The 25,733-nt window shown below is 33.9% G+C and carries 21 protein-coding genes; 10 read left to right on the top strand and 11 right to left on the bottom strand.

The window, feature by feature from the left end; translation table 11 throughout:
* The first annotated feature begins 34 nt into the window (after positions 1–34).
* From Q9Q97_RS07820 to Q9Q97_RS07800, 5 genes are all read left to right on the top strand, one after another.
* Positions 35–439 (top strand): GNAT family N-acetyltransferase, encoded by a 405-nt coding sequence (locus tag Q9Q97_RS07820; protein WP_306156002.1) that lies wholly within the window; start codon positions 35–37, stop codon positions 437–439.
* A 180-nt stretch (positions 440–619) separates the two neighbouring features.
* Positions 620–1,000 carry a hypothetical protein gene (locus Q9Q97_RS07815; RefSeq protein WP_306156001.1) on the top strand — a complete coding sequence of 127 codons (381 nt, stop codon included), beginning with the start codon at positions 620–622 and terminating at the stop codon, positions 998–1,000.
* Positions 1,001–1,177: 177 nt separating this feature from the next.
* On the top strand, positions 1,178–2,260 hold the full coding sequence (locus tag Q9Q97_RS07810) for an efflux RND transporter periplasmic adaptor subunit (RefSeq protein WP_306156000.1): 1,083 nt from the start codon (positions 1,178–1,180) through the stop codon (positions 2,258–2,260).
* Positions 2,261–2,348: 88 nt separating this feature from the next.
* Positions 2,349–5,516, top strand: coding sequence for an efflux RND transporter permease subunit (locus tag Q9Q97_RS07805; protein WP_306155999.1), 3,168 nt, complete (start codon positions 2,349–2,351; stop codon positions 5,514–5,516).
* Positions 5,509–6,948 carry a TolC family protein gene (locus Q9Q97_RS07800; RefSeq protein ID WP_306155998.1) on the top strand — a complete coding sequence of 480 codons (1,440 nt, stop codon included), beginning with the start codon at positions 5,509–5,511 and terminating at the stop codon, positions 6,946–6,948. Before Q9Q97_RS07805 ends, Q9Q97_RS07800 begins: the two co-directional genes overlap by 8 nt.
* Positions 6,949–7,026: 78 nt before the next feature.
* On the opposite strand, the gene Q9Q97_RS07795 is transcribed toward Q9Q97_RS07800, so the two are convergent.
* Positions 7,027–8,652 carry an ATP-binding protein gene (locus tag Q9Q97_RS07795; protein WP_371878209.1) on the bottom strand — a complete coding sequence of 542 codons (1,626 nt, stop codon included), beginning with the start codon at positions 8,650–8,652 and terminating at the stop codon, positions 7,027–7,029.
* Between the two features lie 175 nt (positions 8,653–8,827).
* A complete protein-coding gene (locus tag Q9Q97_RS07790; protein ID WP_306155996.1) occupies positions 8,828–8,995 on the bottom strand; it encodes a hypothetical protein in 168 nt (55 codons plus the stop codon).
* Positions 8,996–9,564: 569 nt separating this feature from the next.
* Here Q9Q97_RS07790 and Q9Q97_RS07785 point away from each other — a divergent pair.
* The gene (locus Q9Q97_RS07785; RefSeq protein ID WP_306155995.1) at positions 9,565–10,191 is read left to right on the top strand and encodes a hypothetical protein; all 627 of its coding nucleotides are present in this window, start codon (positions 9,565–9,567) and stop codon (positions 10,189–10,191) included.
* Between the two features lie 359 nt (positions 10,192–10,550).
* Positions 10,551–10,916 (top strand): hypothetical protein, encoded by a 366-nt coding sequence (locus tag Q9Q97_RS07780; protein WP_306155994.1) that lies wholly within the window; start codon positions 10,551–10,553, stop codon positions 10,914–10,916.
* 139 nt (positions 10,917–11,055) lie between these two features.
* Here Q9Q97_RS07780 and Q9Q97_RS07775 read toward each other — a convergent pair whose 3' ends face one another.
* From Q9Q97_RS07775 to Q9Q97_RS07745, 7 genes are all read right to left on the bottom strand, one after another.
* On the bottom strand, positions 11,056–12,408 hold the full coding sequence (locus tag Q9Q97_RS07775) for a GH1 family beta-glucosidase (RefSeq protein ID WP_306155993.1): 1,353 nt from the start codon (positions 12,406–12,408) through the stop codon (positions 11,056–11,058).
* 209 nt (positions 12,409–12,617) lie between these two features.
* Positions 12,618–12,827, bottom strand: a complete 210-nt coding sequence (locus tag Q9Q97_RS07770; RefSeq protein WP_306155992.1) for a hypothetical protein — start codon at positions 12,825–12,827, stop codon at positions 12,618–12,620.
* A gap of 112 nt (positions 12,828–12,939) precedes the next feature.
* Complete coding sequence (locus Q9Q97_RS07765; RefSeq protein ID WP_306155991.1) at positions 12,940–13,356, bottom strand: hypothetical protein; 417 nt, start codon at positions 13,354–13,356, stop codon at positions 12,940–12,942.
* An 89-nt stretch (positions 13,357–13,445) separates the two neighbouring features.
* Positions 13,446–14,507, bottom strand: coding sequence for a type I restriction endonuclease (locus tag Q9Q97_RS07760; protein ID WP_371878208.1), 1,062 nt, complete (start codon positions 14,505–14,507; stop codon positions 13,446–13,448).
* A gap of 146 nt (positions 14,508–14,653) precedes the next feature.
* Positions 14,654–15,322: a response regulator gene (locus Q9Q97_RS07755; protein ID WP_306155989.1), complete on the bottom strand. Its 669-nt coding sequence runs from the start codon at positions 15,320–15,322 to the stop codon at positions 14,654–14,656.
* Positions 15,323–15,328: 6 nt separating this feature from the next.
* A complete protein-coding gene (locus Q9Q97_RS07750) occupies positions 15,329–17,032 on the bottom strand; it encodes an ATP-binding protein (protein WP_306155988.1) in 1,704 nt (567 codons plus the stop codon).
* 51 nt (positions 17,033–17,083) lie between these two features.
* Positions 17,084–17,275, bottom strand: a complete 192-nt coding sequence (locus Q9Q97_RS07745) for a hypothetical protein (RefSeq protein WP_306155987.1) — start codon at positions 17,273–17,275, stop codon at positions 17,084–17,086.
* Between the two features lie 377 nt (positions 17,276–17,652).
* Here Q9Q97_RS07745 and Q9Q97_RS07740 point away from each other — a divergent pair, with 377 nt between their 5' ends.
* Positions 17,653–18,603, top strand: coding sequence for a hypothetical protein (locus Q9Q97_RS07740; protein ID WP_306155986.1), 951 nt, complete (start codon positions 17,653–17,655; stop codon positions 18,601–18,603).
* Positions 18,604–18,715: 112 nt separating this feature from the next.
* The gene (locus Q9Q97_RS07735; protein ID WP_306155985.1) at positions 18,716–19,135 is read left to right on the top strand and encodes a lipocalin family protein; all 420 of its coding nucleotides are present in this window, start codon (positions 18,716–18,718) and stop codon (positions 19,133–19,135) included.
* A gap of 95 nt (positions 19,136–19,230) precedes the next feature.
* Here Q9Q97_RS07735 and Q9Q97_RS07730 read toward each other — a convergent pair whose 3' ends face one another.
* Both Q9Q97_RS07730 and Q9Q97_RS07725 read right to left on the bottom strand, forming a co-directional pair.
* Positions 19,231–23,250, bottom strand: coding sequence for a PAS domain S-box protein (locus Q9Q97_RS07730; RefSeq protein WP_306155984.1), 4,020 nt, complete (start codon positions 23,248–23,250; stop codon positions 19,231–19,233).
* Between the two features lie 12 nt (positions 23,251–23,262).
* The gene (locus Q9Q97_RS07725) at positions 23,263–23,709 is read right to left on the bottom strand and encodes a response regulator (protein WP_306155983.1); all 447 of its coding nucleotides are present in this window, start codon (positions 23,707–23,709) and stop codon (positions 23,263–23,265) included.
* A gap of 499 nt (positions 23,710–24,208) precedes the next feature.
* Between Q9Q97_RS07725 and Q9Q97_RS07720 the strand changes: the two genes are divergently transcribed.
* Positions 24,209–25,654: a glycosyltransferase family 2 protein gene (locus Q9Q97_RS07720; RefSeq protein ID WP_306155982.1), complete on the top strand. Its 1,446-nt coding sequence runs from the start codon at positions 24,209–24,211 to the stop codon at positions 25,652–25,654.
* Positions 25,655–25,733: the final 79 nt, after the last annotated feature.

Genomic DNA, 25,733 nt, shown 5'->3' with positions numbered 1-25,733 from the left:
AAGAATTATTTTTGAAGATCTTTAATACATCGAAATGGAAATTAAAACAATAAAAGCATCCGATACTTGGCAGATCAGACATGAAGTAATGTGGCCAGATCAGCCTTTCGAATTTGTACAGCTTGAAGAAGACGAATTAGGATATCATTTTGGAGTCTTTGAAGAAGATAAATTAGTTTCTATTGTTTCCTGTTTTATTGAAGGAAAAGAAATGCAGTTTAGAAAATTGGCAACTCTTGAGGAGTATCAGGGAAAAGGAATTGCTTCTTATCTTTTAAAGCATATTTTGGAATTTGCAAAAAATAAAAATATACAAAAAGTATGGTGTAATGCCAGAAGCAATAAAAAGTCTTTTTACGAAAAAATCGGACTTACAGATACTCACAAAACATTTATCAAAGCAGGTCAGGAATTTACAATCATGGAAATAGATCTGTAATTACAGTTTTTTCAACTGATTTAATTTTTTGAATTGCAGTTGTTTATGACCTTAAAAAACAAGTTTTGTTTTCTTATGTTCATCTGTTTAATTACTGAAAACGTTTTCGCTTTTAGCAATTGTTAAAGCTTGTTAAAAAATCTTTTTTTCTTTCGATTCTTTTATTACTTTCGCACCGAAATGAGAAAGTTAATTGTATTTTTAGTATTCATGAATATGCTTCTGTTTGGCGGAGGCCAATATTTGAATGCCAATACTTTTGGTCCTCATTCTCATCATCATCTTCAAAAGCACAGAGTAAAATTTACCAATCAGGATCGTGGAACTTCAACAATTGAAGAAGCTACAGATATTGATCTAGAAGAAGACCTTTTAGGAGGAGATGATGTTAATACACTTACGAACAAGTTTTTTGTTGCTTCGTATAGTTTGGTAGACGCTTTGTATCTGGCACTTTCAGATCAGTCTGCAGCGAATGATTCTAATCGTTTAAAAATTTCTACGCCTGTTTTCGGGCATTCAAATCCTATCTACATTACTCAACGAGTATTAAGAATTTGATTTTACAGTATACATCGGTTACCTGAGTTTTGATCTCTGCGTATCTTGCTGTTGTATATTTTCTACTTCTGCTTATATGAAAGTTAAGGTCTGGACTAGGCTGACTGATGCATTTTAACATCCAAAAGGAATTTTCATTCCAAAAAGCATTCAATCGCTTAATTTCCAAACTAAATCATGAAAAAAATCATTGTGTTCACAGGCTTAATGGCCTTGGTGTGCTTAACGAGCTGTACATCTAAAAAAGAAGAAAAAGAAGAAGTTGAAAAATTTACCGTTACCAATCCGGTTGTCATTGACACTTCGTTTACAAAAGATTATGTTTCTCAAATAAAATCAGTTCGAAATATTGAACTGCGCGCCCAAGAAAAAGGGTTTCTACAAGATATATACGTTGATGAAGGGCAGTTTGTAAAAGCGGGCCAGCTGTTGTTTAAAATTATGCCAAACATGTATCAGGCAGAATTATTAAAAGCGCAAGCAGAACAAAAATCAGCAGAAATCGAATTGCAAAATGCTAAATTGCTGGCAGACAAAAATATCGTTTCTAAAAACGAATTGAGCGTTGCTCAGGCAAAACTGCAATCAGCAAAAGCTGAAGTTTCATTAGCAAAACTTCATTTATCATTCACAGAAATCAGAGCTCCGTTTGACGGAACAATCGACCGTATTCCTTTAAAATTGGGAAGTTTAATTGACGAAGGCGAATTATTGACAAGTCTTTCAGACAACAGCCAAATGTTTGCTTATTTCAACGTTTCTGAACCAGAATATCTTCAATATCAGACGAATGTTAAAGACCGTGCTGATAATAAAGTGTCGCTGGTTTTAGCTAATGGAGATACTTTTAAAGATAAAGGAAATGTTGAAGTTATCGAAAGTGAATTCAACAACGAAACTGGAAATATCGCTTTTAGAGCAAGATTCCCAAATTCTGGAAAATTGCTTAGAAACGGAGAAACAGGACAGGTTCAAATGAATGTTCCGCTTAAAAATGCTGTTGTAATTCCGCAAAAAGCAACTTACGAAATTCAAGACAAAAAGTATGTTTTTATAGTAGGCAAAGACGATAAAGTAACTTCAAGAGAAATTACCATTACGGGTGAAATTCCTGATTTATATGTAATCAAAAAAGGGCTTACACAAAATGACAGAATCTTGCTTGAAGGTGTTCAGAAAGTAAAAGAAAACGACAAAATTAAATTCGATTACGAATCTCCTAAAGAAGTAATTAATCACTTACGCTTAAAAGCAGAGTAATTCAGTGTTCAGTTTACAGTTTTTAGTGTTCAGTTGAATGCTGAAAATTATACTGGCTGTATTGATTAATCATTAAAAAATATACGAAATGTTTAATAAATTTATACAAAGACCTGTTCTGTCGATAGTGATATCGCTGATTATTGTCTTTTTAGGGGTATTGTCGGTTTTAAATTTACCAATTACACAATTCCCGACCATTTCACCTCCAATGGTGAATGTTACCGCAGATTATCCGGGTTCAAACGGTGAGCTGATGGTTAAAGCGGTTGTTATTCCTTTAGAAAGAGCCTTAAATGGAGTTCCAGGAATGAAATATATGGCTTCTGATGCAGGAAACGACGGAGAAGCTACAATCAAAGTAGTTTTTAACTTAGGAACAGATCCGAATCAGGCGGCGATTAACGTTCAGAACCGTGTGGCTTCTGTAACCAATAAACTTCCTCCTTTGGTAATTCGTGAAGGTATAAAAATTACCCGCGAAGTGCCAAGTATGTTGATGTACGTGAACCTTTACAGTACAGATCCAAATACCGACATGAAGTTCTTGTACAACTATGCCGATATCAACGTACTTTCTGAATTAAAAAGGGTAAACGGTATTGGTTCTGGTGACATCTTAGGAACACGTGAATATGCGATGCGTATTTGGTTGAAACCAGATCGTATGCTGGCATATAAAATTTCTGCAGACGAGGTAATGGAAGCATTATCTAGCCAAAGTTTAGAGGCTTCTCCAGGTAAAACAGGAGAGAGTTCTGGTAAACGTTCTCAGGCATTTGAATATGTATTGAAATATTCAGGACGTTTTACAACGAAAGAGCAATACGGAAATATTGTAGTAAAGGCAAATCCGAACGGAGAACTTTTACGTTTGAAAGATATTGCGAACATTGAATTTGGAAGTTCGATGTATGATATTTATTCTAATTTGAATGGAAAACCATCTGCAGCGATCGTATTAAAACAATCTTTTGGAAGTAACGCGAATCAAGTTATTGAAGAAGTAAAAGCAAAGCTGGAAAAACTGAAACAAAGATTTCCAAAAGGAATGAATTATGAAATTTCATACGACGTTTCTAAATTCCTTGACGCTTCTATCGAAAAAGTAATTCACACTTTGGTTGAAGCTTTTATTCTGGTAGGTTTAGTAGTTTTCCTTTTCTTAGGAGACTGGCGCTCGACCGTTATTCCAGCAATTGCAGTACCTGTTTCTTTAGTCGGAACGTTTGTGTTTATGACATTCTTCGATATATCATTAAACTTAATTACACTATTTGCATTAGTATTAGCGATTGGAGTCGTCGTCGATGATGCGATTGTGGTTATTGAGGCCGTCCATGCCAAGATGGAAGAAGAACATCTCTCGCCATTTAAAGCGACTAAAAAAGCCATGCACGAAATTGCAGGAGCAATTATTGCGATTACCTTCTTGATGGCGGCGGTATTTATTCCAGTTGCGTTTATGTCAGGACCAGTTGGAGTATTCTACAGACAGTTCTCGGTTACTATGGCAACGGCTATTATTCTTTCGGGTATCGTGGCTTTGACTTTAACACCGGCGCTTTGTGCAATGATGCTGAAAAACAATCACGGTCAGCCTAAAAAGAAAACGCCTGCCAATAGATTTATAGATGCGTTTAACGAAAAATTCAATTTAGCTCAAGGAAAATATCAAAATCTGTTAGCTAAAATTATTGATAGAAGAGTAGTGACTATTGTGGCACTTCTGGGTTTCTGTGCTGGAACTTGGTTTATAAGCAGTACCGTTCCTTCAGGATTTATTCCGAATGAGGATCAGGGAATGTTTTATGCGGTTATTCAAACACCTCCAGGTTCTTCATTAGAAAGAACAAATAATATTGCCGAAAGAGTTCAGAAAATTGCTGAAGATATTGACGGAGTAAAATCGGTTTCTTCGTTAGCAGGTTACGAAATTTTATCTGAAGGTACGGGAGCAAACTCTGGAACTTGTTTGGTCAATCTTAAAGATTGGAGTGATAGAAAGGAATCTGTTCTGGAAATTATGCATGAAATGGAAGAAAAATGTAAAGATATTGCGGGGGCAAATATCGAATTCTTCCAACCGCCAGCTGTTCCAGGATATGGTGCTGCCGGAGGATTTGAACTTCGTCTTTTAGATAAAACAGGTACCGTAGATTACAAAAGAACAGAGCAGGTAAACAATGAATTTGTTGCTGAATTGAATAAACAGCCAGAATTATCGAATGTATTTAGTTTCTACAGTTCTAGTTTCCCTCAATACATGATGAAAGTAGACAATGATTTAGCGCAGCAAAAAGGGGTTTCTATCGAAAATGCAATGAATAGTTTGTCAACTCTTGTGGGAAGTAACTACGAAATCAGTTTTATTAAGTTCGGTATTAACTACAAAGTAATCGTTCAGGCTTCTCCAGAATATCGCGCTCAGCCAGATGATATTTTGAAACTGTATGTGAAAAACGACCGTGATGAAATGGTTCCGTATTCTGCTTTTATGAAATTAGAAAAAGTATATGGACTTTCAGAAATTACGCGTCACAACATGTACACCTCAACACAGATCAGTGGTTCTGCTGCTCCGGGTTACAGTTCTGGAACAGCGATTAAAGTGATTCAGAAAGTAGCGGCTGAAAAATTACCAAGAGGTTATGATATTGATTGGGCAGGTATCTCTGCCGATGAGGTAGCTCAAGGAAATCAAGCGATTTGGGTATTCTTAATCTGTTTAGGATTTGTTTACTTAGTATTGGCGGCTCAGTACGAAAGTTTTATTCTGCCATTGTCAGTAATTCTGTCCTTACCAGCGGGTATTTTTGGAGCTTTCCTTTTACTAAAATTAACTGGATTAGAAAACAATATCTACGCTCAGGTTGCCATGGTAATGTTGATCGGATTATTGGGTAAAAATGCCGTGTTGATTGTAGAGTTTGCGATTCAAAGGCATGCAGCAGGAAAATCAGTTTTAGATGCTGCTATGGAAGGAGCAAAAGCACGTTTCCGTCCAATCTTAATGACTTCATTTGCTTTCATTGCCGGATTATTGCCGCTTGCTTTTGCAACGGGTCCAGGTAAAATTGGAAACAGAACAATTGGTACTGCAGCAGCAGGGGGTATGCTTATCGGAACTATTTGCGGTGTATTTGTAATTCCTGGATTATATTTCATATTTGCCAAAATTGCAGAAAAACACAAGTTGGTAAAACATGAAGAAGAAAATCCATTAACAGAAGAAATTGACAACAATCATGTATAAAATCAAATTATATCAATACAGTATTGCATTGGGTTTATGTCTTGCCGTGGCAGGATGTAAAACCCCTGCAGCTGAAACTGCCAGTACAAGCACTCCAGTTCCTGAAGCGTTTGGAGCTGTAAAATCGCAGGACACAACGAATATGTCTGCTCTTAAATGGAAAGAATTTTTTAAAGACCAAAATTTAGTAGAGCTGATTGACGTTGCCTTAAAAAACAATCAGGAACTGAATATGACTTTGCAGGAAATTGAAATTGCAAAGAATGATATTCGTGTTAGAAAAGGATTATTACTTCCGACAGCTGGAATTCGCGCAGGCGCTGGAATAGAGAAAGTAGGTCGATATACTAGCCAAGGTGCGGGTGATGCTACAACTGAAATAAAACCAGGAGTAGAAACACCAGATCCGTTGCCAGATTTTACGATTGCCGCTTACGCGAATTGGGAAGTAGATATCTGGAAAAAACTACGCAATTCTAAAAAAGCTGCCGTAAATAGATATTTAGCAACCGTTGAAGGTAAAAACTTTGTGGTAACCAATCTAATTGCTGAAATAGCCGATTCGTATTATGAATTATTAGCTTTAGACAGCCAATTGGATATTGTAAAACAGACGATTGCTTTGCAAAGTAACGCTTTAGAAATTGTAAAAATTCAGAAACAAGCAGCTAGAGCAACAGAATTGGGAGTTCAGAAATTTCAGGCTGAGGTTTTAACTTCAAAAAGCTTAGAGTTTGATATTTTGCAGAAAATTAAAGAAAACGAAAACAAAATCAACTTTTTGCTAGGGCGTTATCCACAGGACATTAAAAGAGACAAAACCAATTTTACAGATTTGCTTCCGGCAGCTGTAAATTCAGGCTTACCTTCTCAATTATTAATGAATCGTCCAGATGTTAAACAAGCTGAATTAGAATTAGTAGCTGCAAAATTGGATGTAAAAGTAGCTCGTGCAGAATTTTATCCTTCATTGGATATTTCTGCAGCAATTGGAGTTCAAGCTTTTAAACCATCTTATTTATTCACAATGCCAGAATCGCTTTTGTATTCCTTAGCGGGAGATCTTGTTGCGCCGTTGATTAACAGAAATGCGATTAAAGCCGAATTTTCAAGTGCCAATGCAAGACAGCTTCAAGCATTATACAATTATGATAAAACAATCTTAAACGCATATTTAGAAGTTTCAACACAGCTTTCTAAAATCGAAAACCTTCAAAAAAGTTACGATTTAAAATCACAACAAGTTGATGCGTTGAATACCTCTATTAGTGTTTCAAACGATTTGTTTAAATCGGCTAGAGTAGATTATTTTGAAGTTTTGATGACGCAGAGAGACGCATTAGAAGCAAAACTAGAATTGGTAGATACTAAAAAAGAACAATTAAATGCTGCAGTCCATGTTTACAGAGACTTGGGCGGCGGATGGAAATAATTTTGCCAATTGATTTGTAGAGAAGAAGCCTTTTGGGAGTAAATTCCTGAAAGGCTTTTTTTGTTTTCTAAAAATAGCTTAAAACGCGGCTGCTATTTTTTTTACTTTACTTTGAGTGTGTTTTGGTATCTCTATTTTGGCACGGAATCCTTTATCGGGTTCTGTGTCAAATTCAATATTTCCTTTTATTGCGTTTAGACGGCTTTCGATGTTTTGAAGGCCATTTTTTGCAATTTTAGTTTTTTCGCAACCAATTCCGTTGTCCATATAATTTATAAATATAGATTTGGCATCACTGTCAAATTTTATGACAACCAGATTGGCCTGACTGTGTTTTTTCATATTCACCATTAATTCCTGTAAAATTCGGCTTATGGTAATCTTTTTTACTTCGTCGATCACTTCCCATTCCACACTTTCGAGATTGGTGACCATGACATTTCGTTCTTTGGTTTGATAAGTCGAAAGCATTTCTTTTATACTTTGTGTAAAATCAAGTCCAGTGTCAATACTGTTATTTTCTTTAGAAATTCCTCTCACGCGAGAATAGATGTCATCGAGTTTTTGAAGAAGATTTTCTTTGGTAGTTTCCGCTGATAGTGGCTGTGATTCTGTAAAAGCAATCACATTGAATACGTCGTTTGCCAATTCATCATGTATTTTTTTAGCAATTCGGGTTTCTGTATTGTATGAAGTTTTAAATTCTATAGCCTTGTTCTTATTTTTAAAATAACGCACCAAAATTGCTATTAAGACGAGCAAAAATGCAGATATAATACCAAATACAATTTTTAGGTATTTATCTCTTTGTAAAGCTAGTTGATTTTCTGCTTTTTCTAAACGAAGCTTTTCATTTTCGTCTTTTTCTTTTTGGGAATCGTATTTAATTTTAGCAGACTTATTTTTAAACTTATTTCGAACTTTAATGATGCTGTCATTTAAAGAAAAGTAATGTTGGGTATATTGATTTATTTTAGGAGAATTATCATTTGAAATTAAAATTTGAAGAGCCTCCAGTCTCTCATCAACACTGTTTAGTTTTGTAGCTACATTGTAAGCAGCTAGCGCATGTTCATCAGATTTTTGAAGATCTATTTTGGAATAATAATCGGCAAGGTGTAAATAACTTTCAATACTTCCATAATTGTCATTCGTTTCTTTTCTTATTTGGAGTCCTTCATTCATTAAATGCAATCCTTTTTCAGCCATTCCATTTTTAAAATAGGCATAACCCAAATTATCTAACCGTGTAGCTTTACTTTTTAATTGAGTTTTGTTTTCGGATATTTTATTTGAAACAGAATCTAAAATGAATATTGCTTTATCATATTTTTTTTGCTGAATATATACAGCTGCCATATTTTGGATAGAACCTAATTTTAATAGAGGATCAGTATGTTCATTTGCCGCTAGCTTATAGTAAAAAAGAGCATCATCATAAAGAGAAAGTTCTTTGTCAGCAACACCAAGCATGTTATTTACGCTAGCAGTATAAACGCCTTTTTTCTTAATATAGGGCAATGCTTCAGTTACAATTTCTTTGCTGCCATAATAATCACCATTGATCTGATGAATTTCTGCAATTCTAATCAGTATATAGGAAATATTAGCACTGTCTTTTATGGTTTCGTATAGTCTTTTTGATTTGTTGAATTGGTAGAAAGCGGTGTTGAAGTTTTGTTTGTCAATGTTTTCAATAGCCATATTCCTTAGGATCAGAGCCTCTTTTCGTATAGATTCTGTCTTAGGATTTAGAGACTTTTTTTCTTCACATGAAAAGAGAAAAAGCACTATGAAAAAATAAAAAAACGGGGACCGTAACATACAAATTTACTTTCCCCGAAAATAGTAATTTATTAAACACTAAAAACATATATTTTTATTCTTCTGGCGGTGGTGGTGGTGGTAAATGATCACCAGGGCCAGCATGTGCCTTATCAATAGGTTTTTCAACTTTTTTTGTTGGTTGAGTCTCGAACTCATCAGGAGTACAAGAAAATATAGTGAACAATAGCGCGAAAGCTATGAATAGTATTAGTTTTTTCATTTTAATTTAATTTAGAAATTAGACATAGGTATGGCCGTCCGAATCATATTCAGAGCTTCTGAAAGCAATACCAATTTGATTTTGGGAAGTCGATCGTGTAGAACGGTAAGACGTAATTTATACTTCCCGAATAAACTCGGTCTTACGGTTTTCCACAATGTTAATTAGAACTAGTTTTATATTTTTGTTTTAGTCTGCAGACAAAACTTGAACTAATTTCTGATACAAAGGAAAGGCGTTTCTAGGCCACTGTTGACAAGGGATTCCCAGAATTCCCACGTATTCCTGAGATTCCCAAGAATTCCCAGTAAAAGCGAAAAATCGACGCCTATTTTGACATTAATTTTTTATTTAATTCTAAACAAATCTTTATTATTATAGATGCAAAAAGTTCTTCAAAAGTTGGCTGAGAACAATTAAAAAAAATATAGAAATAATATAGATTTTGGAATAAAAATTGAAAGTGCTGAGAAGGGTTAATCAGAGAAGTCGAAAATAATGGCATATAAAAATTGTTTTGGTGAAAAATGAAAATTAATGAGTCTAAAGAAGTTCCTAAAAAAGGCAAGATGAATAATACATTAGAAGAATATATTAAAGCAATTAAAATGAAATACGAGACCGAAAAAGAGGGAGAGTATTTTGATTTTTTATACAATCCGTCGCGCGGTAAACTCCGTGACTTATGCTGGATTATTTTTGAAGATAACCCGACTCAAGACGATTTAAATGTTTTTCGGAATTTGTTCTGTTTAGATTTTAATCATACTCAAAAGAATAAGTTTAAAGACCAGAAAGATAAGTTTAGGCCAATTGAAACCTTCTTTAAAGGCGAAACGCATCCATCAAATATTGATGCCATAAATCTTGCCGCAATACTTGTCGATTTTCAGCCTCGACCTTTTAAAAAGTTTAATGAAAAATGTAGAATTGAAGATGCAAAACAGATTAAAAATTTAAGGGAGGTTGCTGTCGAAATCGATAATAATGGCATAGAAAAAAATGTTTTGGTGAATAATGGGCATGAAGAGTCTAAAGAAGTTTCTAAAACAGAAAATTCTTTATTGGATTTTGCGAGTTTGTTTTCTAAAAAAATGGTTCAGAAAATATATCCTCGAAAAATAATTACGGTTGCGGTTGGAGCTGTTGCTCTAATTTCTTCTGCGTGTTTATATCTGGTGCAGAAAAAAGATTAGAAAAAGCAGTTTCGGAAATGAAACTTGAAAACATTTTGAAAAATAAAATGTTTGAAGAAGTAAAATAATAATTTTTGAGAAGATAATTTAGGCATGTAGAAAATTTGTTTTTTGGCATATAATTAATGGTTATTTACACTATAAATATACGAAAAATATATTGATAAAACAACTAAAAATCAATAAAATAACGATTTTTTTGAGTAAAAAAAGTTTTTTTTGAACTGCGAAATATCACTTCTCCAGTAGCAAAATGTACTTTTTTTCGATAGCTGAAATGCACAAAAATTGTCTATATTTAGCAAACAATTATAAATAAAATTTACCTTTAGATAATCGTTTAGTTTAAAATACTATTTATGAAAAAGTTCCTAATACTATTAATTGTTTTTTGCTTTTTTGGCTGTAAAAAATATGTCGTGTCGTTTGAACAGCCGACAAATATGAAATTGGATAATTTAAAACTGGAAGTATTTCTGGATAAAGAAAAAATGCAGGATATTAATTTGAAAGCAACAGAAGCATTGCCTACTTACGAAACAGTTGGACTATCAACATCTGGTGAAGGAAAACACTTGCTTCAGATAAAAGCTAAAGACACCACTTTTAATTTTGAGGTAAAGTATCCAGAAGAAAAATATATTATGGTTACGGCTCATTTAAAAAATAATGGCAAAATTCACGTGGGAATCTTAAAACAAAGTTACAAGTATAGAGTTCGTTAAAAAGTTTTTAACCGCAAGGCACGCAAAGATAAACGCAAAGTTCGCAAAGCTATTTATGGATAAAGCTTTGCGAACTTTGCGTTTTTTATAAGTAACTTAAGATAAAAAACCTTGCGTCCTTTGCGTTTAAGAAATAAGCCTAGGATAAAAAATCCTTAAACCAAAGTCCAGAATTTTTGATCGTGCGCTTTTGTGTCTCAAAATCGACATGAATTAAGCCAAATCGTGCATTATAACCTTCGGCCCATTCAAAGTTATCGGTTAGAGTCCATACGAAGTAGCCGTCGACATTTAAACCGTCTTCTTTGGCTTTTAAAATCTGTTCTAAATGATCTTGTATGTAGTGTGTTCGTTTTATATCATGAACTTTTCCATTTGTTACAGTATCAGGAAAAGCGGCACCGTTTTCGGTAATAATGATTTTTCGGATTCCGTTATAATCATTAAATTTTTTCAAGACATGATATAAGGCAGGCGGATAAACTTCCCAGCCCATATCGGTTGCAATTACATTTCTTTTTTCGGCACTTACCAATTCGGCGCCAATATAAGGTGTAAGCATGGAAGATTTTACCACTTCTCGGGTATAACATTGTAAACCAATGAAATCAAAATCGAAATCTAGATTGTTTAAATCGTCCTCTAAAATGTAATTATTGAGTTTTTTAAGAACAGGAAGATCTTTCTCCGGATATCCTAATCCTAAAATAGGTTCTATAAAAGTTCTGTTCAGTAAAGTGTCCACACGTTTTGCGGCTTCAATATCTTTTGCACTTTCTGTCGCGGGTTCGATATGCGTGCATGAAAAAGTAGTTCCGATATTTGCATGAGGAACTCGTTCGCGAATTATTTTAGCTCCAGCAGCAGTTGCCAGAGTAACGTGATGCATGGCTTTTAAGTAATTGGTAATGCCTTTTTTGCCAGGTGCATGAATGCCTAAAAAATAGCCAGCTCCCGTAAATACAGAAGGCTCGTTAATGACCATCCAGTTTTTGACACGATCTCCAAAATATTGTACGCAGACTTCCACATATTCTTTAAACCACGAAACAGATTCTCTGTTTGTCCAGCCTCCTTTTACTTCTAAAGCATGCGGAAGATCCCAATGATAAAGTGTTATCCATGGTTCGATGCCAGAAGCTAGAAGTGAATCAATAATTTTGTTGTAGTAATCAATACCCGCCTGATTAACAGGATGAATACCAGTTGGCATAATTCTAGTCCAGCTGATAGAGAATCTAAAATTCGGAATATTTAATTCCTTAATTAAATTAATGTCGTCCTGATAGCAATTGTAGAAATCGCAGGCAGTTAAGGCATGATGTCCGTTTTTAATTTTTCCCTTTTGAGAAGTAAAAACGTCCCAGATAGAAGAACCTTTTCCGTCAGAATCATGTGCACCTTCAATTTGGAAAGCGGCGGTTGACACACCCCACAAGAAATCTTCGCCAAATTGGTTTTTATTCAGAAATGAGCTTTCAACTTTATTCATTCAATCGGTTTTTCCTTTGTAATTAAGTGTTTATTAGTGTAGGAAAGAAGATTGCATTGCTCTTAGAAAAAGCCATTCTTTGAAAGATACTAGAAATTTTAGATTAAAGAATTTCATAACGATTAGTTTTATATCAAATTAATAAAACTAATGTGAATTTATTGTAAAGTGATTATTATCAAATAATTAAATAACAAAATAAAGGCGTTTTAATCTTCCCATCCGCAGATCGTCAAGCCTAAACCTTGAGCTTGTTTAAGTGATGTTTTAACGATTTCATGACTACAGGAAGATAATCCGCGACAGGTTTCTTTGTAATGGTATCTTTTAGCTCCCGTCGGCCCGCAGATATAAACGGATGTTTCGACGGGGTGAAAAGAACTTAGAATTAAAAATAAAAAGAGTAAAGTGTATTTCATAATGTGGTATTTAAAAAAAGAGTGAAGAGCAAAGAGGATAGAAAAAAGAAAAAAAAGAAACTCAAAAACAATAGTAAGCATTATCTAATTTTCAAATTGACAAATTATCTAATTACTTAACAACCAGCTGATATTCGTTTCCTTTTTTATCAACAGCTTTGAGTTTCCCGTGAGAAACCCATTCTGTATTAATCTCTAGTTCAGGCACAGTATCCGTTATTAATATTCCTGCGCCGTATTTTCCCTCCGTATTTATGTTTCCAAAAACCGAATCGGCTTTAATGTTTATTCCTTTTACATGATAATTATACTTATAATGTCCTGGATGCCCCGTTCTATATTCGTATTTATAAGTTGAATTGACATGGTACGTTTTGGCTTCTTCTGCGGTGATGGTTTTACGGTCATCTGCAGTAATGACATTTTTATAAAACGAACTTGTTTCTGGCTGCGGAGGAGGAGGGGCGCTGGCTTTTTTACAGGAAAATATAAATAGTAATGCAAATAGAAGAGAGTAATTTTTTAGCATAGGCGAATGGGGTTTGGTTAGAAGCTAAACATTTTGTCTCATTTAGCTGGGATAAATCTAATTAGAATTAAATTCTTTGTAATAAGTACTTATACGGGATTTAATTCTGTTTCATAAAGCGCCACAGTTTCTAATAATTCTTTCTCGTATTGATAGATATCATCAATAGAAGATATGGCAATTTTAGTTTCGGTTTTATTATTATTGAAAAGGCTGATATATTTTCTTCCGCTATTTAAATGAAGTCGGCATAATGGTTTTCTATTATTATCATCTAACAATATTCCAAAATACGATTGGGTATCTCGATACACTATTCTAGCAATTGGTAGTTTTCTGCGTAATATAGCAACCACTATTCGATAGCCATCAAGTTCTTCTTCAGTTGTAACCACTTTGTTGTCATCTTCAACAGAAGTTATTTCTTCATCTTGCTGTTTAATCGTTTCTTTGCTTAAAGCAGCATTTAAACGATCGTTAATTTTATCATTAATGAATTGGCTAACTGATTTCTGGACCAAATCTTTAAATTCATCGACAACTTTTTCGGTTAATCTTCCTGCATATATTTTGTTGGCAAATAATTTTGTAAAATCATTTGAAGGACTTTCTAATTCAGCATTAATAAGCTTCTTAATTTCTTTAATGTATTTAAGCGAACTGGCGTTGCTTACAATATTATTTACATCAAAATTCGCTTTATGAAATTTAGCAATTTCGTTTATCGTATTTTCTTTTAGGTTGCAGATGTCGAATTCTAAAAAGGGTTTTTCATCCATTTTATTTTGATCGTCCAAATCTGTGAAAAATTGATAATTAATTCCGTTTGTTAAAAGTGCAAATCGAGTTTTTGTAACATGAAAGTAACGGAATAATTGAGAATTGTGAACTGTTAGTTTTTCTTTCCAGCTTTTGCACTCTACGATTATAATAGGTTCTCCATTTTGAAAAATAGCATAATCTACTTTTTCGCCTTTCTTCAAGCCAAGATCTGCTGTAAATTCAGGAACGACTTCTAGCGGATTAAATGCATCGTATCCTAAAATGTGAATGAATGGCAAAACAAAAGCATGTTTTGTAGATTCTTCTGTTTCAATTTTACTTTTCAGCTGATTTATTTTATCTGCTAACGATTTAAGTTGAATATTCATTTCCATAAGTTTATAGTTTAAATTAATAACCCAAAAGTAAAACCAATCAAAACCAGTATTTTACGGAAATCCATAATCGGTAAAATTTAGATTTTAGAAATAAAAAAAGCCCCAAGAAGGAGCTTTAGAATAGAGGAAATATGAATTTAAATTATTCCCATATCTTTTGTAATGGAAACCAAATGAATGGTATTATTTGCTTTGAAAAAGTCTTTCAGTTTGGCTAATCTTTTTTCCATGGCACTTTTGCTATTTGGTTTAATGTCGCTGGTTTTAAAAATTTCTATAATTTCATCTTGAGAGGTTCCGTCAGATAAATATTTTAGGATTTTAATATCGACATCATCAATTTCGTAGTTGCCTTTTTCTTGAAGGGCAGAAGCTACTTCGGGGGAAATAAATTTTTGCTCTGAAGTTGAAATTATTGAAATCGCTTTTTTGAGTTCATCAATACTGTTTCTGCCTTTTAGAACAAAGGCATTAATTTCAGAATCTTCAAAAAGTGATTTTATACGAGCATTCTTATCTTCAATAGAGTAAGCGATGATTTTAATATCGGGTTGAAGTTCACGAACTTTTTGAATCAGTTCGTCGCCACTTCCGATTTTCACCTCTCGATGGTCTTTTTTAAAAGAAAGATCACTAATCAATAAATCATATGGTTCACTATCTTGAATGGCCTTTCTTATTTTTAGAAAAGCATCGTCACAATATTTGGCATGCTGAAAATTGACAATGTTGAGGTCACTCAAAGTTTGTTTTACGGCTAAATTAAATTCTTCAAAATCTTCGGCAATAATTACTTTTTTAAACATAGGCTCTTATTTTGGCATTGTTATTTTTACTTTAAAACCTTTATTAGGTTCAGTGTCAAAAGTAATAGTTCCTTTATTAGACAAAATACGGTTTTCCATATTTTGTAAACCATTTTTTATAATTTTAGCTATTTCGCAGCCTTTTCCGTTATCCGAATAATTTATAATTAAGGAATTTGAAGCGCTTTCAAACTTTAAAGCAACAATAGAAGCGTCACTGTGTTTTTTCATGTTGACCATTAACTCATGCAAAACTCTCTGAATGGCAACTTTTTTTAAATGTTCTACCGAATCCCAGTTTATTTTTTCGGCGCCATTAATAATAACGTTTGTTTCGCTACTATTATAAGTTGAAAGCATTTCTTTTAAATTTTTTGAATAATTTGGACCAGTATCGATATCATTATTTTCTCGAGAAATTCCACGAACTCGCGAATAAATGTCGTCTAGTTTTTGCAACAGATTTTCTTTGCTATTCTCATTGGCTAATGGCTGGGTTTGTGTAAAGGTAATGGCATGAAAAACATCATTTGCTAATCCGTCGTGAATGTCTTTGGCAATTCGGGTTTCGGTATCGTATGCTGTTTTGATGTTCTTTATACGATTTCTATAGTCATATTGTTTTTTAAAATAAACCACTAAAACCAGAAAGATTATAAAGCAAGCAATAAATATTGCTCTTTCTATTTCAGCATCTTTTAATGCTACTAAATTTTCAGCTCTTTCTAAACGAAGTTTTTGGTTTTCGTCTTTTTCTTTTTTCGAATCGTATTTTATTTTGGCAAATTTGTTTTTAAAATTATTTCGCACCGTAATAATACTGTCATTAATTGCGATGTATTTCTGGGCATATTTTGCATCAGAATTATTAGCGATTAATAAAGATAATGCTTTCAGCCGTTCATCAACACTATTAAATTTGGTTGCAATTTCGAAAGCTTTTTTAGCATAATCATTTGATTTTTTAATATCTGTTTGAGAATAAAACTCAGCCAAATGAAGATAACTTCCCATAGAGCCATATTCATCGTTGAGTTGTATTCTTAATTTTAAACCTTCGTTTAACAAATCAAGACCTTTCGAGTTTAATCCTTTTTTGAAGTAAGCAAAACCTAGATTATCAGTAACCCGTGCTTTACTTTTTATAGATGAAGGTTTATTGTCTAGAAACTTTTTATTTAATATAGATTCTAGAATTTGAACAGCATTATCATATTTTTTCTGTTTAATGTAAACTACAGCGATATTATTTAATGGGGAAATGGTTGAAATAGAATCTGTAACCCCTTTGATTGCTTGACTATAATAAAAAATAGCATCGTTGTATAAAGAAAGTTCTTTATCTGCGATGCCAAAAAGATTGTTTATTGCAGCAGAATAATTGTAATCATTTTTAGCGTAGGGTAATGCTTCTGTTAAAGTTTCCTTACTTCCATAATAGTCACCATTTATTTGCTGAATGTTGGCCATTTGAATAAGGTTAAAGACAATGTCGGCACTGTCTTTAGTAGCTTCATATTCTAGTTTAGACTTATTGAAGTAATAAAAAGCACTATTATAATTGCCTTTTTTAAAATTATCAACTGCATTTTGTTGTAAAATATTAGCGTTCTTTCGTGATGTTTCAGGTTTAATAGCAATAGAAGGTTTCTCCTGACAGGAGAAAAAAAGCAGCAGAATAAATAAGAAAAAAATCGGGGATCGTAGCATAATACGTACTTTCCCCGAAATTAAGAATTAATTAAATATTACAAATTTTATTTAAGGTTTTTTTGGAGGAGGATTAACTGGAATCGGATCATCATCTGGTCCCGTTGCCTGCCCGCCAGTTAAAGGATTAATTTCTTTTTTTACCTCAGTTTTATCTGCAGCTGTTTCTAGTTCGTCAGCAGTACAAGAAAATAATGTAGTTGACAGTAGCGCGCACGCTCCCCATAAATATAGATTTTTCATTTTTTTAAAATTTAAAATTGAACAATGGGTATTGCTGCCTGAATCTTTTCCAGGTTGGTTTTTAAATGGCAATACCAAATTTTGATTGGGAAGTGAAGTGCGTAGAACTATAAAGCTTTATTTATACTTCCCGGATAAACTCCGTTTTACGGTTTTCCGCACTTGGTACATAAACTAGTTTTGTACTTTTGTTTTTAATCTGCAGATCAAAGCGATAACTAATTTTGTTGAGGCAAAGTAACAACCGTTTTGAGCCTGTGTTGATTGGAAAGTCGGGAAAGTGTAATAAGTTTTCTTAAAGTCGGAATAAGTTCTAAGAAGTAGCAAAAAGTAGAATAAAGTACTTTAGAAAAGTTTTAAAAAGTTCAGCAAAGCCTATGTCAAACTTTACTATTGAAGATTATAAAAATGCTATTAAAGCAAAATATAAAGAGGAAGCAGAAGGAGAATATTCGAATTATTTGAGTTCGCCAACTCCTGCAAATCTGAGAAAATTGTGTGTCAAAAGATTTCAGACCAATAACAATAGGGAAGACCTAAATGGATTTGAATCTTTTTTTGATTTTCCATTTGATAAGGATAAAAGAAATCTGTTTGGAAGTGATGAGATGAATAAATTAGAATCAGTCAAAAGGTTTTTATTAGGTGTAACAGAGAAACCAAATGATGATACTATTCAGTTAGCGGCAATATTGGTAGATCTTCGGCCAAGGCCTTTTAATGAGTTTATAAAACAGCAAGAACCAGAAAATCAAAAATTGATAGATGAGCTAAGAGGAACCAATGATTTGAAGGAAGGTTCTTCTGAAATGTTGATTGAGAAAGAAGAAACAGATATTTCTATTGATGCTGAAATCAATTTACCTCCTTATGAAGAAGAGCCCGTTCAAATAAATGAGCGAATGGACATACAGCCTTTTACTGGTGCAGGTGAGGAACAAACAAAAATAACATCGAAGAAATTATTATATGTAGCAATTGCCGCTGGAGTAGTTGGATTGGTTGTACTATTTAATTTTGTCTTTTCGCAAAAAGAATGCATGCAATGGTCTAATGATCATTATGAATTGGTAGACTGTGATTTAAAAATTGAAAGTTTCGGAATGGCAAATCAAATAGAACTTATAGATAAGAGTGCGCTCAATCTGAAAAAAGTTGAGGTTTGCGATACAACGCAGTTTTTTGATAAAAATGGAGATGCAATAATTTGGTACGCCAAAACAGCAAACGGAATTGATTTCTTTAATGGACATGGCAGGCATCCTGAAAATAATCGTTCGTTAAGGCCTGTTACTAAATATATTATAGGCAAATATGTGAAAAAGTGATTTTTCTTAAAATGCGATTTATGTAAGATATTCCTAAAATCATGAAATTTTTTGTAAGTATATACATTTAATTTAGCAGTATTGAATTAAATTAATAAAAAACAAACAAATCATGAGAAATAAAAGTTTATTATTCGTATTAGCCTTAAGCGCGGGAATGTTCGTAACCTCTTGTAGTAACGACGATAATGAAGGAGAAACAATTGTACCAATTCAGGGGAAATACAATCTGAGACAAACAGGAACAATTGGTCCTGATGGAAAAGAAATTCTAATTGATGCTCCACAGAATCAGGCTGGTTGTCCTGGAGATTACTTAGATCTTAGATTAAGTAATGCGGCAGTTGTAGGTGATTATAATGGTACTGAATGCGCTTTGACAGAAACTACAGGGACTTATGTAAGATCTCATAATGACCTTACGCTTACAATTGGTGGAGTAAGTTCTACAAGTGATATTATGAATCTTACCAACAAAGAACTTAAAATTAAAGACAAAACAACTGGAATAATTACTGTTTACAGTAGATAAAAAATTGTTTTGAGATAATTTCAATTCGTTTGAAATGGAAAAACGGAAACTCCAATTAAGTAGTTTCCGTTTTTTTTGTTTTTTATTTAATTGATTTATTTTACTGGAATATAAATATCAAAAGAAGCACCTTCGTTCTGAAGTCCAGAAGCAGTAATGATTCCGTTATGGTTTTCTACAATTTTTTTGACAATGGCCAGTCCGATTCCGGTGCCATTATAGCGGTCTCTGCCGTGAAGGCGCTGAAAAACTTCGAATATTTTTTTGTTGTACTGCGCTTCAAAACCAATTCCGTTATCAGAAACTTTAACGTGGCAGTATTTTTTAGCCGGAATCAGTTTTTCTTCTGCTAAATCTTTGCCCAACGCAATTTCGCTTGTAATCGTAATGACTATTGGAATTTCAGGATTTGAGAATTTTAACGAATTGCTAATCAAATTATAAAGCAATTGCTTGAACTGGAACGGAATAATATCGACTTCAGAATTTTTTTCGATTTTAATTACAGCACTTTTTTGTTCCAGTTCTTCGGTTAAATCTTCTTTTACCTCGCCAATAATCTGGGCTAAATCTGTTTTTATAAAAATGCGTTCCTGAATGTTTGTTCTCGAATAAGCCAATAAATCGTTTATTAAAGTCTGCATTCTTTGAGCGGCATTCTGCATTCGTTTAAATTTATCCATCCCATTTTCAGATAAATTTTCAGATTCTTTTTCGATAATCTGAGAAGCAAAAGTCTGTATTTTTCGAAGTGGTTCCTGTAAATCATGACTCGAAATATAAGCAAATGACTGAAGTTCTTTGTTCATTTCTTCCAGTTCATTATTTTTCTGCTCTAATTCTAGTGCATTCATTTTGAGTTTATCGTCGGCTTTTTTTCTTTCCGTTAAGTCATGTGTAACTTTAGAAAAACCAATTACTTCTCCTTTCTTATTATGAACAGCCGTAATAACCACACTTGCCCAGAATAAAATTCCGTCTTTGCGCGCACGCCAGCCTTCGTGAATTACTTTTCCTTTTTCTCTTGCCAGTTGCAAAAGTTTCTCTGGCAGTTTGGCTTTTTGATCTTCTTCGGTATAAAAAATGGCAAAATATTTTCCGATAATTTCTTCTGCTTTATAACCTTTAATCTTTTCGGCTCCAACATTCCAATTCTCTACAATTCCATTTGGATTTAGATATAGAATGGAATATTCTTGAACTTCTTCGACCATTAAATGATAGCGTTCTTCACTTTTTCGAAGCGATTCATTAATCTGGATTAATTCTCTTGTTCTAGCTGTAACCTGCTGTTCAAGTTCATGAGTAAAGGCTTTTTCGGTATGAATGTCGGTAAAAGCGCCAACCCATTTTATAATTTTGTTGTTAAGTCCAAAAACGGGTTCGCCAATAACGGTGTGCCATCTGTAAGAACCATCTTTTCTGCGCATTCTTACATCGCAGCGGTACATTTCTCCCGTTTTCAGAGCATGCTGCCAGATTTTTACATTTTCTTCAAAATCGTCTGGATGAATCATTTTTTGCCAAGAATCTTCTATTCCAGGCTCAATTCCGGTATATTCGAGCCATTTTCCAGAGGTAAAAAGCGCTTTTCCTTCAGCATCAGTTTCCCAAATTAATTGCGGAATACTTTCTGTAAGCGAGCGGAATCTTTTCTCGCTTTCTTCGATTTTTTTTCTGGCTTCGACTTTTTCGGTCACATCAATCAATGTCATTCGAATTCCAGAAATTGAGTTATCGCTTTCGCGGAGCGGTGCAAATTCAAAATCAACATAAAACTGACTGCCCGTCTTCTCATTAGCAATAAAAAGCAGGGATTCAGATTCTGCATATACATTTCCAGATTCGTACACTGCTTGTAGCAATTCAGCATATTTTTGTTTGCTGAGTTCTGGAAATATGTCTAATAGTTTTTTTCCTTGAACTTCCGATTCTTCTTTTTTCCAAATATTATTCAAAAGCACAAAATTGGCCATTTCGACCACAAAATCGGTTCCGCGTAAAATGGCTTTTGGAACAGGCGACTGCATGATAAGATTTCGCAGTTTCCTTTCGCTATCTTCTATTTTCTGTTGGTATTTTTTCTCTTCAGTTATATCTCTAATTGTTCCAATAAGCTTTTGAGGCTCATTGTTTTCATCATAAAAAAGTTTGCCTTTTCCCTCAACCCAATGTACAGATTTGTCCAACCAGATAACTCTAGCTTCATAATTTAGAAAACCTTTTTCTAGAGCATCTTTAAAAGCTCTATTTCGAATAGGCATATCATCAGGATGCAGATGTGCTAAAAGTTGATCGTGTGTGAGCTGAAGATCTTCTTTGTAACCGCCCACAATCTCAAGATATCTTTGCGAATAGATTGGTTCCCGTGTTTTTACATTGAGTTCCCAAGTTCCCAATTCACTGGCTTCAACCACTATTTTAAGACGATCTTCATTCAATTCGATTTTCTTGCGGGCTTCTACTTTTTCACTTACTTCGGTAACAGTTACCAAAATGCCCGAAATAGTCCCGTTTTCTTCTTTTAAGGGATGATATAGAAAATCGAAATACGAAATCTCTATTTTTCCGTATCGGTTTAAAGGAACAGGAACTTCACTTCCGTGAAAAGGAATACCAGTATTTAAAACCCCATCTAATAATGCGCTTACAGTTTCTTCAACTTCAGGAAGCGAATCATACAAAGGCCTTCCAACAAAAGTTTTTTCTTCTCGATCGACAAGTTTTAGATAAGCTTCGTTGGCCATTTCTACCACATATTCCGGCCCACGGAGAATCGTAATTCCTACAGGAGCTTGCCTTACCGTATCTCGAAATCGCTTGTCGCTTTCTTCAATTTTTTGTTTGGCTAAAGATAAATCGGTAATATCTACAGCAGTGTTCATTACGCCGTAAATTTTACCGTTGAGGTCGTATAAAGGCGTAAAACTGTAATTGAAATAAGAAGTTTTTAAAACATTGTCTACTACAAGATCAATTCTTGTATTTTTAGAATGAAAAGATTGTCCTGTTTCGTATACTGTTTCGACCTGTTTAAAAATAGGTTCGTCCTTTAGTTCCGGAAGAATTTCGGTGTATGTTTTTCCGATTACGTCAGGGCCTTTTCCCCAAACTTTAATTATGGAATCATTGGCCAGTTCAATACGCATTTCTTTCCCAACATAAACCGCAATTGGAAAAGGGGCATTTTCAACCAGCTGTCTTATTTTTTGTTCACTTTCTTCTACTTTTGAGCGCGCCAAAACTTGAGCGGTAACTTCTGTAGCAATTGCCGCAACACCAGAAATAGTGCCGTCCTTTTCTCTCAGCGCTTCGTAAACAAAATTGATATAAGTATTTTCGGTTTGTCCGTTTCGGCTCAATTGGACAAATAATTCGTCTGTAGTAATCTTTTTTCCGTCTCTAAAAACGTTTTGAAGAATTTCGTTAAAACCTTGTTTTTTCAATTCTGGCAGAACTTCAAAAATAGGCTTATTAATTACATTTTCAGCTTTTGTTCCCCAGAGCTCCAGCATTTGTTCGTTGGCGATTTCAACAAGATGGTTTTCGCCTCTAAAAATGCACATTGCAACAGGCGCCTGCATAATGTTATTCACAAATCTTGCATTACTTTCCTGCAAAGCATCTGCAACAATTCTTTTCTCTGTATTTTCGATAACAGTCACCAGAATTCCGCCAACAGAACCGTCTTCTATTTTTATCGGGCTGTATGAAAAATCAAAAAAGCAATCTTCTGTGTAACCATTCCGATGAAGCGAAACTTTAAAATCAGGAAAACTTACCGCATTTCCTTCCATGACATCTGCAAACATAGGACCTATCGTATCCCAGATTTCTGCAAATGTTTCCCTTGAACTTATCCCCAAGGCATGAGGATGTTTAGAAGCGCCAAGAATGGGGCGAAAAGCATCATTATACAGCTGCGTATAATTTTCTCCCCAAGCAATGTACATTCCAAACGGATTGCCAAGCATCATTGCCGTCATGGTTTTTAAACTCTGAGGCCAATTTTCGGGATCGCCCAAAGTAGTTTTGCTCCAATCTGCAGAACGAATTAAATTCCCCATTTCTCCTTCTTGGGAAAGAAAATAATGTTCCTTTTTTTTGCGGTTCATTTCCAAAGAAGATTAAGGTTGCAGAATGAAATTGGCTCTTTCGGGCTGTTTGAAATTATTTTCGGATGCAATGGTGAGCGCTTTTTCTATAACAGTTTTGAGTTTAGCAAATTCACCTGGTTTTCTAATATAAAAAGAAGCGCCTTTTTGATATAATTTGTTCACTATTTCGCCATCTAACGAAGTAGAAAAAATAATAATAGGCAAGTTTTTTAAGTTTTCGTCAGCTTTTATTTCGGCCAGACATTCCAAGCCATTTTTTAGAGGCATATTTAAATCCAAAAAAAGAACATCTGGAAGATTTGAAATAGTATTTTTTAAATGATTCATCAGCTGCACTCCGTCGTGTACCATTGACAAAGTTGTGCCGACAGTTATCTCATCGAGAGCTTCTTTAAAGAAAAGGCAGTCATCTTCGTCGTCATCAGCCAATAAAAGATAATAATGCTCTTTAGTCATTTTGTATTCTCCTTAAGTTTAGGGTTAAGTTTGTTTCGATAAATTTAACTTTTTTTCGCTAAAACTTCTAGCTTTTTTGTGAAGAATGTTTTTTAAAAGATAAAAAAAAAATACAAAATAAAGCTGCTTTCTTTTTTTGATGCAATTTTATTATAAAAATAGCGTTTTCATTAGTTCTTATAATTTTTTATAAAACTTGCTTTTCGAGATTCAGAATTTCTTTTTCAAGCAAAAGAAAAAATACGCCAAACCCTTCTGAAATCTGACTTCTTCGATTCCAAATTCTCCAATTTTTGTGTATACCGTATCCAGAAAGTGTAAAATAATTACACACTCTTTTTGGTCTTGATTTTCTTAAATGGCTCTATACCAGTTTAAAATCGTATTGGCATGCCGCTTGCAAATTGTGTTTATGTCAAATCTTTTATGTGTCCGTTTTTTGAAAGGAAAAAGATTTTACTAAAAGCCAAATTAAGGAAATTAAAAAAGGAGTATAAGCATGGAAAGCGAAACAATTATCTCAGAACAATTTTATGCGAACGGCAGTTCAGCAATCAGCAAAAAAACATTAAACGGTTCTTTTTTTAGAACCAATGAAAAAGCACAAAAAATACACGTAAAAAGACCAAACAGCCTATTGGGCTCTACTGTCTTAATCGGAACATTTATATTGATGTTGGTAGGAACTTATTTTACGATTCAATTGCAAGATGATTTCGAACAATTTCAAATGGAAAGAATCGAATCTACATTAGGATTTCCATTTTTGATTATTGCTACTATTTTATTCTTTTATCAAGCAGGAGTTTTTCTTTACAGTTCTTTCTTGTATTTAAGATATAAAGCAATTCCATCTGTTTCAGACGATTTGTTGCCAACTTGTACGATTATTGTACCAGCTTACAATGAAGGAAAACTAGTTTGGGACACTTTATTAAGTCTTGCAGACAGCGATTATCCAGCTGAAAAATTACAGCTTTTGGCAATCGACGATGGAAGTAAAGACGATACTTGGTACTGGATGCAAGAAGCAAAAGCAAAATTGGGAGATAGAGTAACGATCTTTCAACAGCCTAAAAATGCTGGAAAACGTCACGCTTTGTACAGAGGATTCAAATTAGGAACAGGAGAAATCTTTGTAACGGTAGATAGTGATTCTATTGTGAAAAAAGATACTTTAAGAAACTTGGTAAGTCCGTTTGTGGTAAACAAAAAATGTGGTGCCGTTGCAGGAAACGTTCAAGTTCTAAATAACAAAACCGCTATTTTGCCAAAAATGCTGAATGTAAGTTTTGTAATGAGTTTTGAATTTCAGCGTTCTGCAGAAAGTGAGTTAGGATCTGTTTTATGTACTCCTGGCGCACTTGCAGCTTACAGAAGAGATGCAGTTTTTAACTGTCTTCCAGAATGGATCAACCAAACTTTTATGGGACAGCCATCAGATATTGGAGAAGACCGTGCGATGACTAATATGATCTTGAAACAAGGATTGGAAGTGAAATTTCAAAGAAATGCAGTGGTTTTAACCAATGTTCCTGAAGAATACAAAGGGCTATACAAAATGTTTATCAGATGGGCGAGAAGTAATGTTCGTGAAAATCTGGCAATGGGAAAATTTGTGTTCACCAACTTTAGAAAAGAATCAAAATTTGGAGCAAGAATGCTGTTTTTGAATCAGTTTTTTAGAATTGCTATGACGTATCCGTTTTTAATATTCATGATCTATTTTATTGCAGTTCACCCGATATTATTCTTGACTTCTACATTTTTTGGAATTCTGATTATGTCAACATTCTCAATGCTATTTTATGCAAAAAGATATAAATCGACAGAATCTTTCTGGGCGTACACTTATAGTTTTTTCTATACTTTCAGTTTATTCTGGATTGCGCCTTATGCTCTAGTAACAGCCAACAAAAGAGGATGGCTAACAAGAGGATTATAATTTAGTACACTATTCATTCTATATAAAAACTCCGCCAAATGAAAACCCGCTGTATTATGCAGCGGGTTTTCTGTTTTAC

It is taken from the genome of Flavobacterium sp. DG2-3, assembly GCF_030730925.1.
Classification (GTDB): Bacteria; Bacteroidota; Bacteroidia; order Flavobacteriales; family Flavobacteriaceae; genus Flavobacterium.
This window is presented reverse-complemented; position numbering and strand designations above follow the sequence as displayed.

What these genes read in the sequence shown, in the direction of transcription:
- Q9Q97_RS07785 (WP_306155995.1), top strand. Translation starts at nt 9,565, where the DNA reads ATGAATAATACATTAGAAGAATATATTAAAGCAATTAAAATGAAATAC.
- Q9Q97_RS07815 (WP_306156001.1), top strand. Translation starts at nt 620, where the DNA reads ATGAGAAAGTTAATTGTATTTTTAGTATTCATGAATATGCTTCTGTTT.
- Q9Q97_RS07790 (WP_306155996.1), bottom strand. Translation starts at nt 8,995, where the DNA reads ATGAAAAAACTAATACTATTCATAGCTTTCGCGCTATTGTTCACTATA.
- Q9Q97_RS07810 (WP_306156000.1), top strand. Translation starts at nt 1,178, where the DNA reads ATGAAAAAAATCATTGTGTTCACAGGCTTAATGGCCTTGGTGTGCTTA.
- Q9Q97_RS07730 (WP_306155984.1), bottom strand. Translation starts at nt 23,250, where the DNA reads ATGAACCGCAAAAAAAAGGAACATTATTTTCTTTCCCAAGAAGGAGAA.
- Q9Q97_RS07800 (WP_306155998.1), top strand. Translation starts at nt 5,509, where the DNA reads ATGTATAAAATCAAATTATATCAATACAGTATTGCATTGGGTTTATGT.
- Q9Q97_RS07765 (WP_306155991.1), bottom strand. Translation starts at nt 13,356, where the DNA reads ATGCTAAAAAATTACTCTCTTCTATTTGCATTACTATTTATATTTTCC.
- Q9Q97_RS07820 (WP_306156002.1), top strand. Translation starts at nt 35, where the DNA reads ATGGAAATTAAAACAATAAAAGCATCCGATACTTGGCAGATCAGACAT.
- Q9Q97_RS07780 (WP_306155994.1), top strand. Translation starts at nt 10,551, where the DNA reads ATGAAAAAGTTCCTAATACTATTAATTGTTTTTTGCTTTTTTGGCTGT.
- Q9Q97_RS07755 (WP_306155989.1), bottom strand. Translation starts at nt 15,322, where the DNA reads ATGTTTAAAAAAGTAATTATTGCCGAAGATTTTGAAGAATTTAATTTA.
- Q9Q97_RS07795 (WP_371878209.1), bottom strand. Translation starts at nt 8,652, where the DNA reads ATGGCTATTGAAAACATTGACAAACAAAACTTCAACACCGCTTTCTAC.
- Q9Q97_RS07740 (WP_306155986.1), top strand. Translation starts at nt 17,653, where the DNA reads ATGTCAAACTTTACTATTGAAGATTATAAAAATGCTATTAAAGCAAAA.
- Q9Q97_RS07775 (WP_306155993.1), bottom strand. Translation starts at nt 12,408, where the DNA reads ATGAATAAAGTTGAAAGCTCATTTCTGAATAAAAACCAATTTGGCGAA.
- Q9Q97_RS07725 (WP_306155983.1), bottom strand. Translation starts at nt 23,709, where the DNA reads ATGACTAAAGAGCATTATTATCTTTTATTGGCTGATGACGACGAAGAT.
- Q9Q97_RS07720 (WP_306155982.1), top strand. Translation starts at nt 24,209, where the DNA reads ATGGAAAGCGAAACAATTATCTCAGAACAATTTTATGCGAACGGCAGT.
- Q9Q97_RS07805 (WP_306155999.1), top strand. Translation starts at nt 2,349, where the DNA reads ATGTTTAATAAATTTATACAAAGACCTGTTCTGTCGATAGTGATATCG.
- Q9Q97_RS07735 (WP_306155985.1), top strand. Translation starts at nt 18,716, where the DNA reads ATGAGAAATAAAAGTTTATTATTCGTATTAGCCTTAAGCGCGGGAATG.
- Q9Q97_RS07770 (WP_306155992.1), bottom strand. Translation starts at nt 12,827, where the DNA reads ATGAAATACACTTTACTCTTTTTATTTTTAATTCTAAGTTCTTTTCAC.
- Q9Q97_RS07760 (WP_371878208.1), bottom strand. Translation starts at nt 14,507, where the DNA reads ATGAATATTCAACTTAAATCGTTAGCAGATAAAATAAATCAGCTGAAA.
- Q9Q97_RS07750 (WP_306155988.1), bottom strand. Translation starts at nt 17,032, where the DNA reads ATGCTACGATCCCCGATTTTTTTCTTATTTATTCTGCTGCTTTTTTTC.
- Q9Q97_RS07745 (WP_306155987.1), bottom strand. Translation starts at nt 17,275, where the DNA reads ATGAAAAATCTATATTTATGGGGAGCGTGCGCGCTACTGTCAACTACA.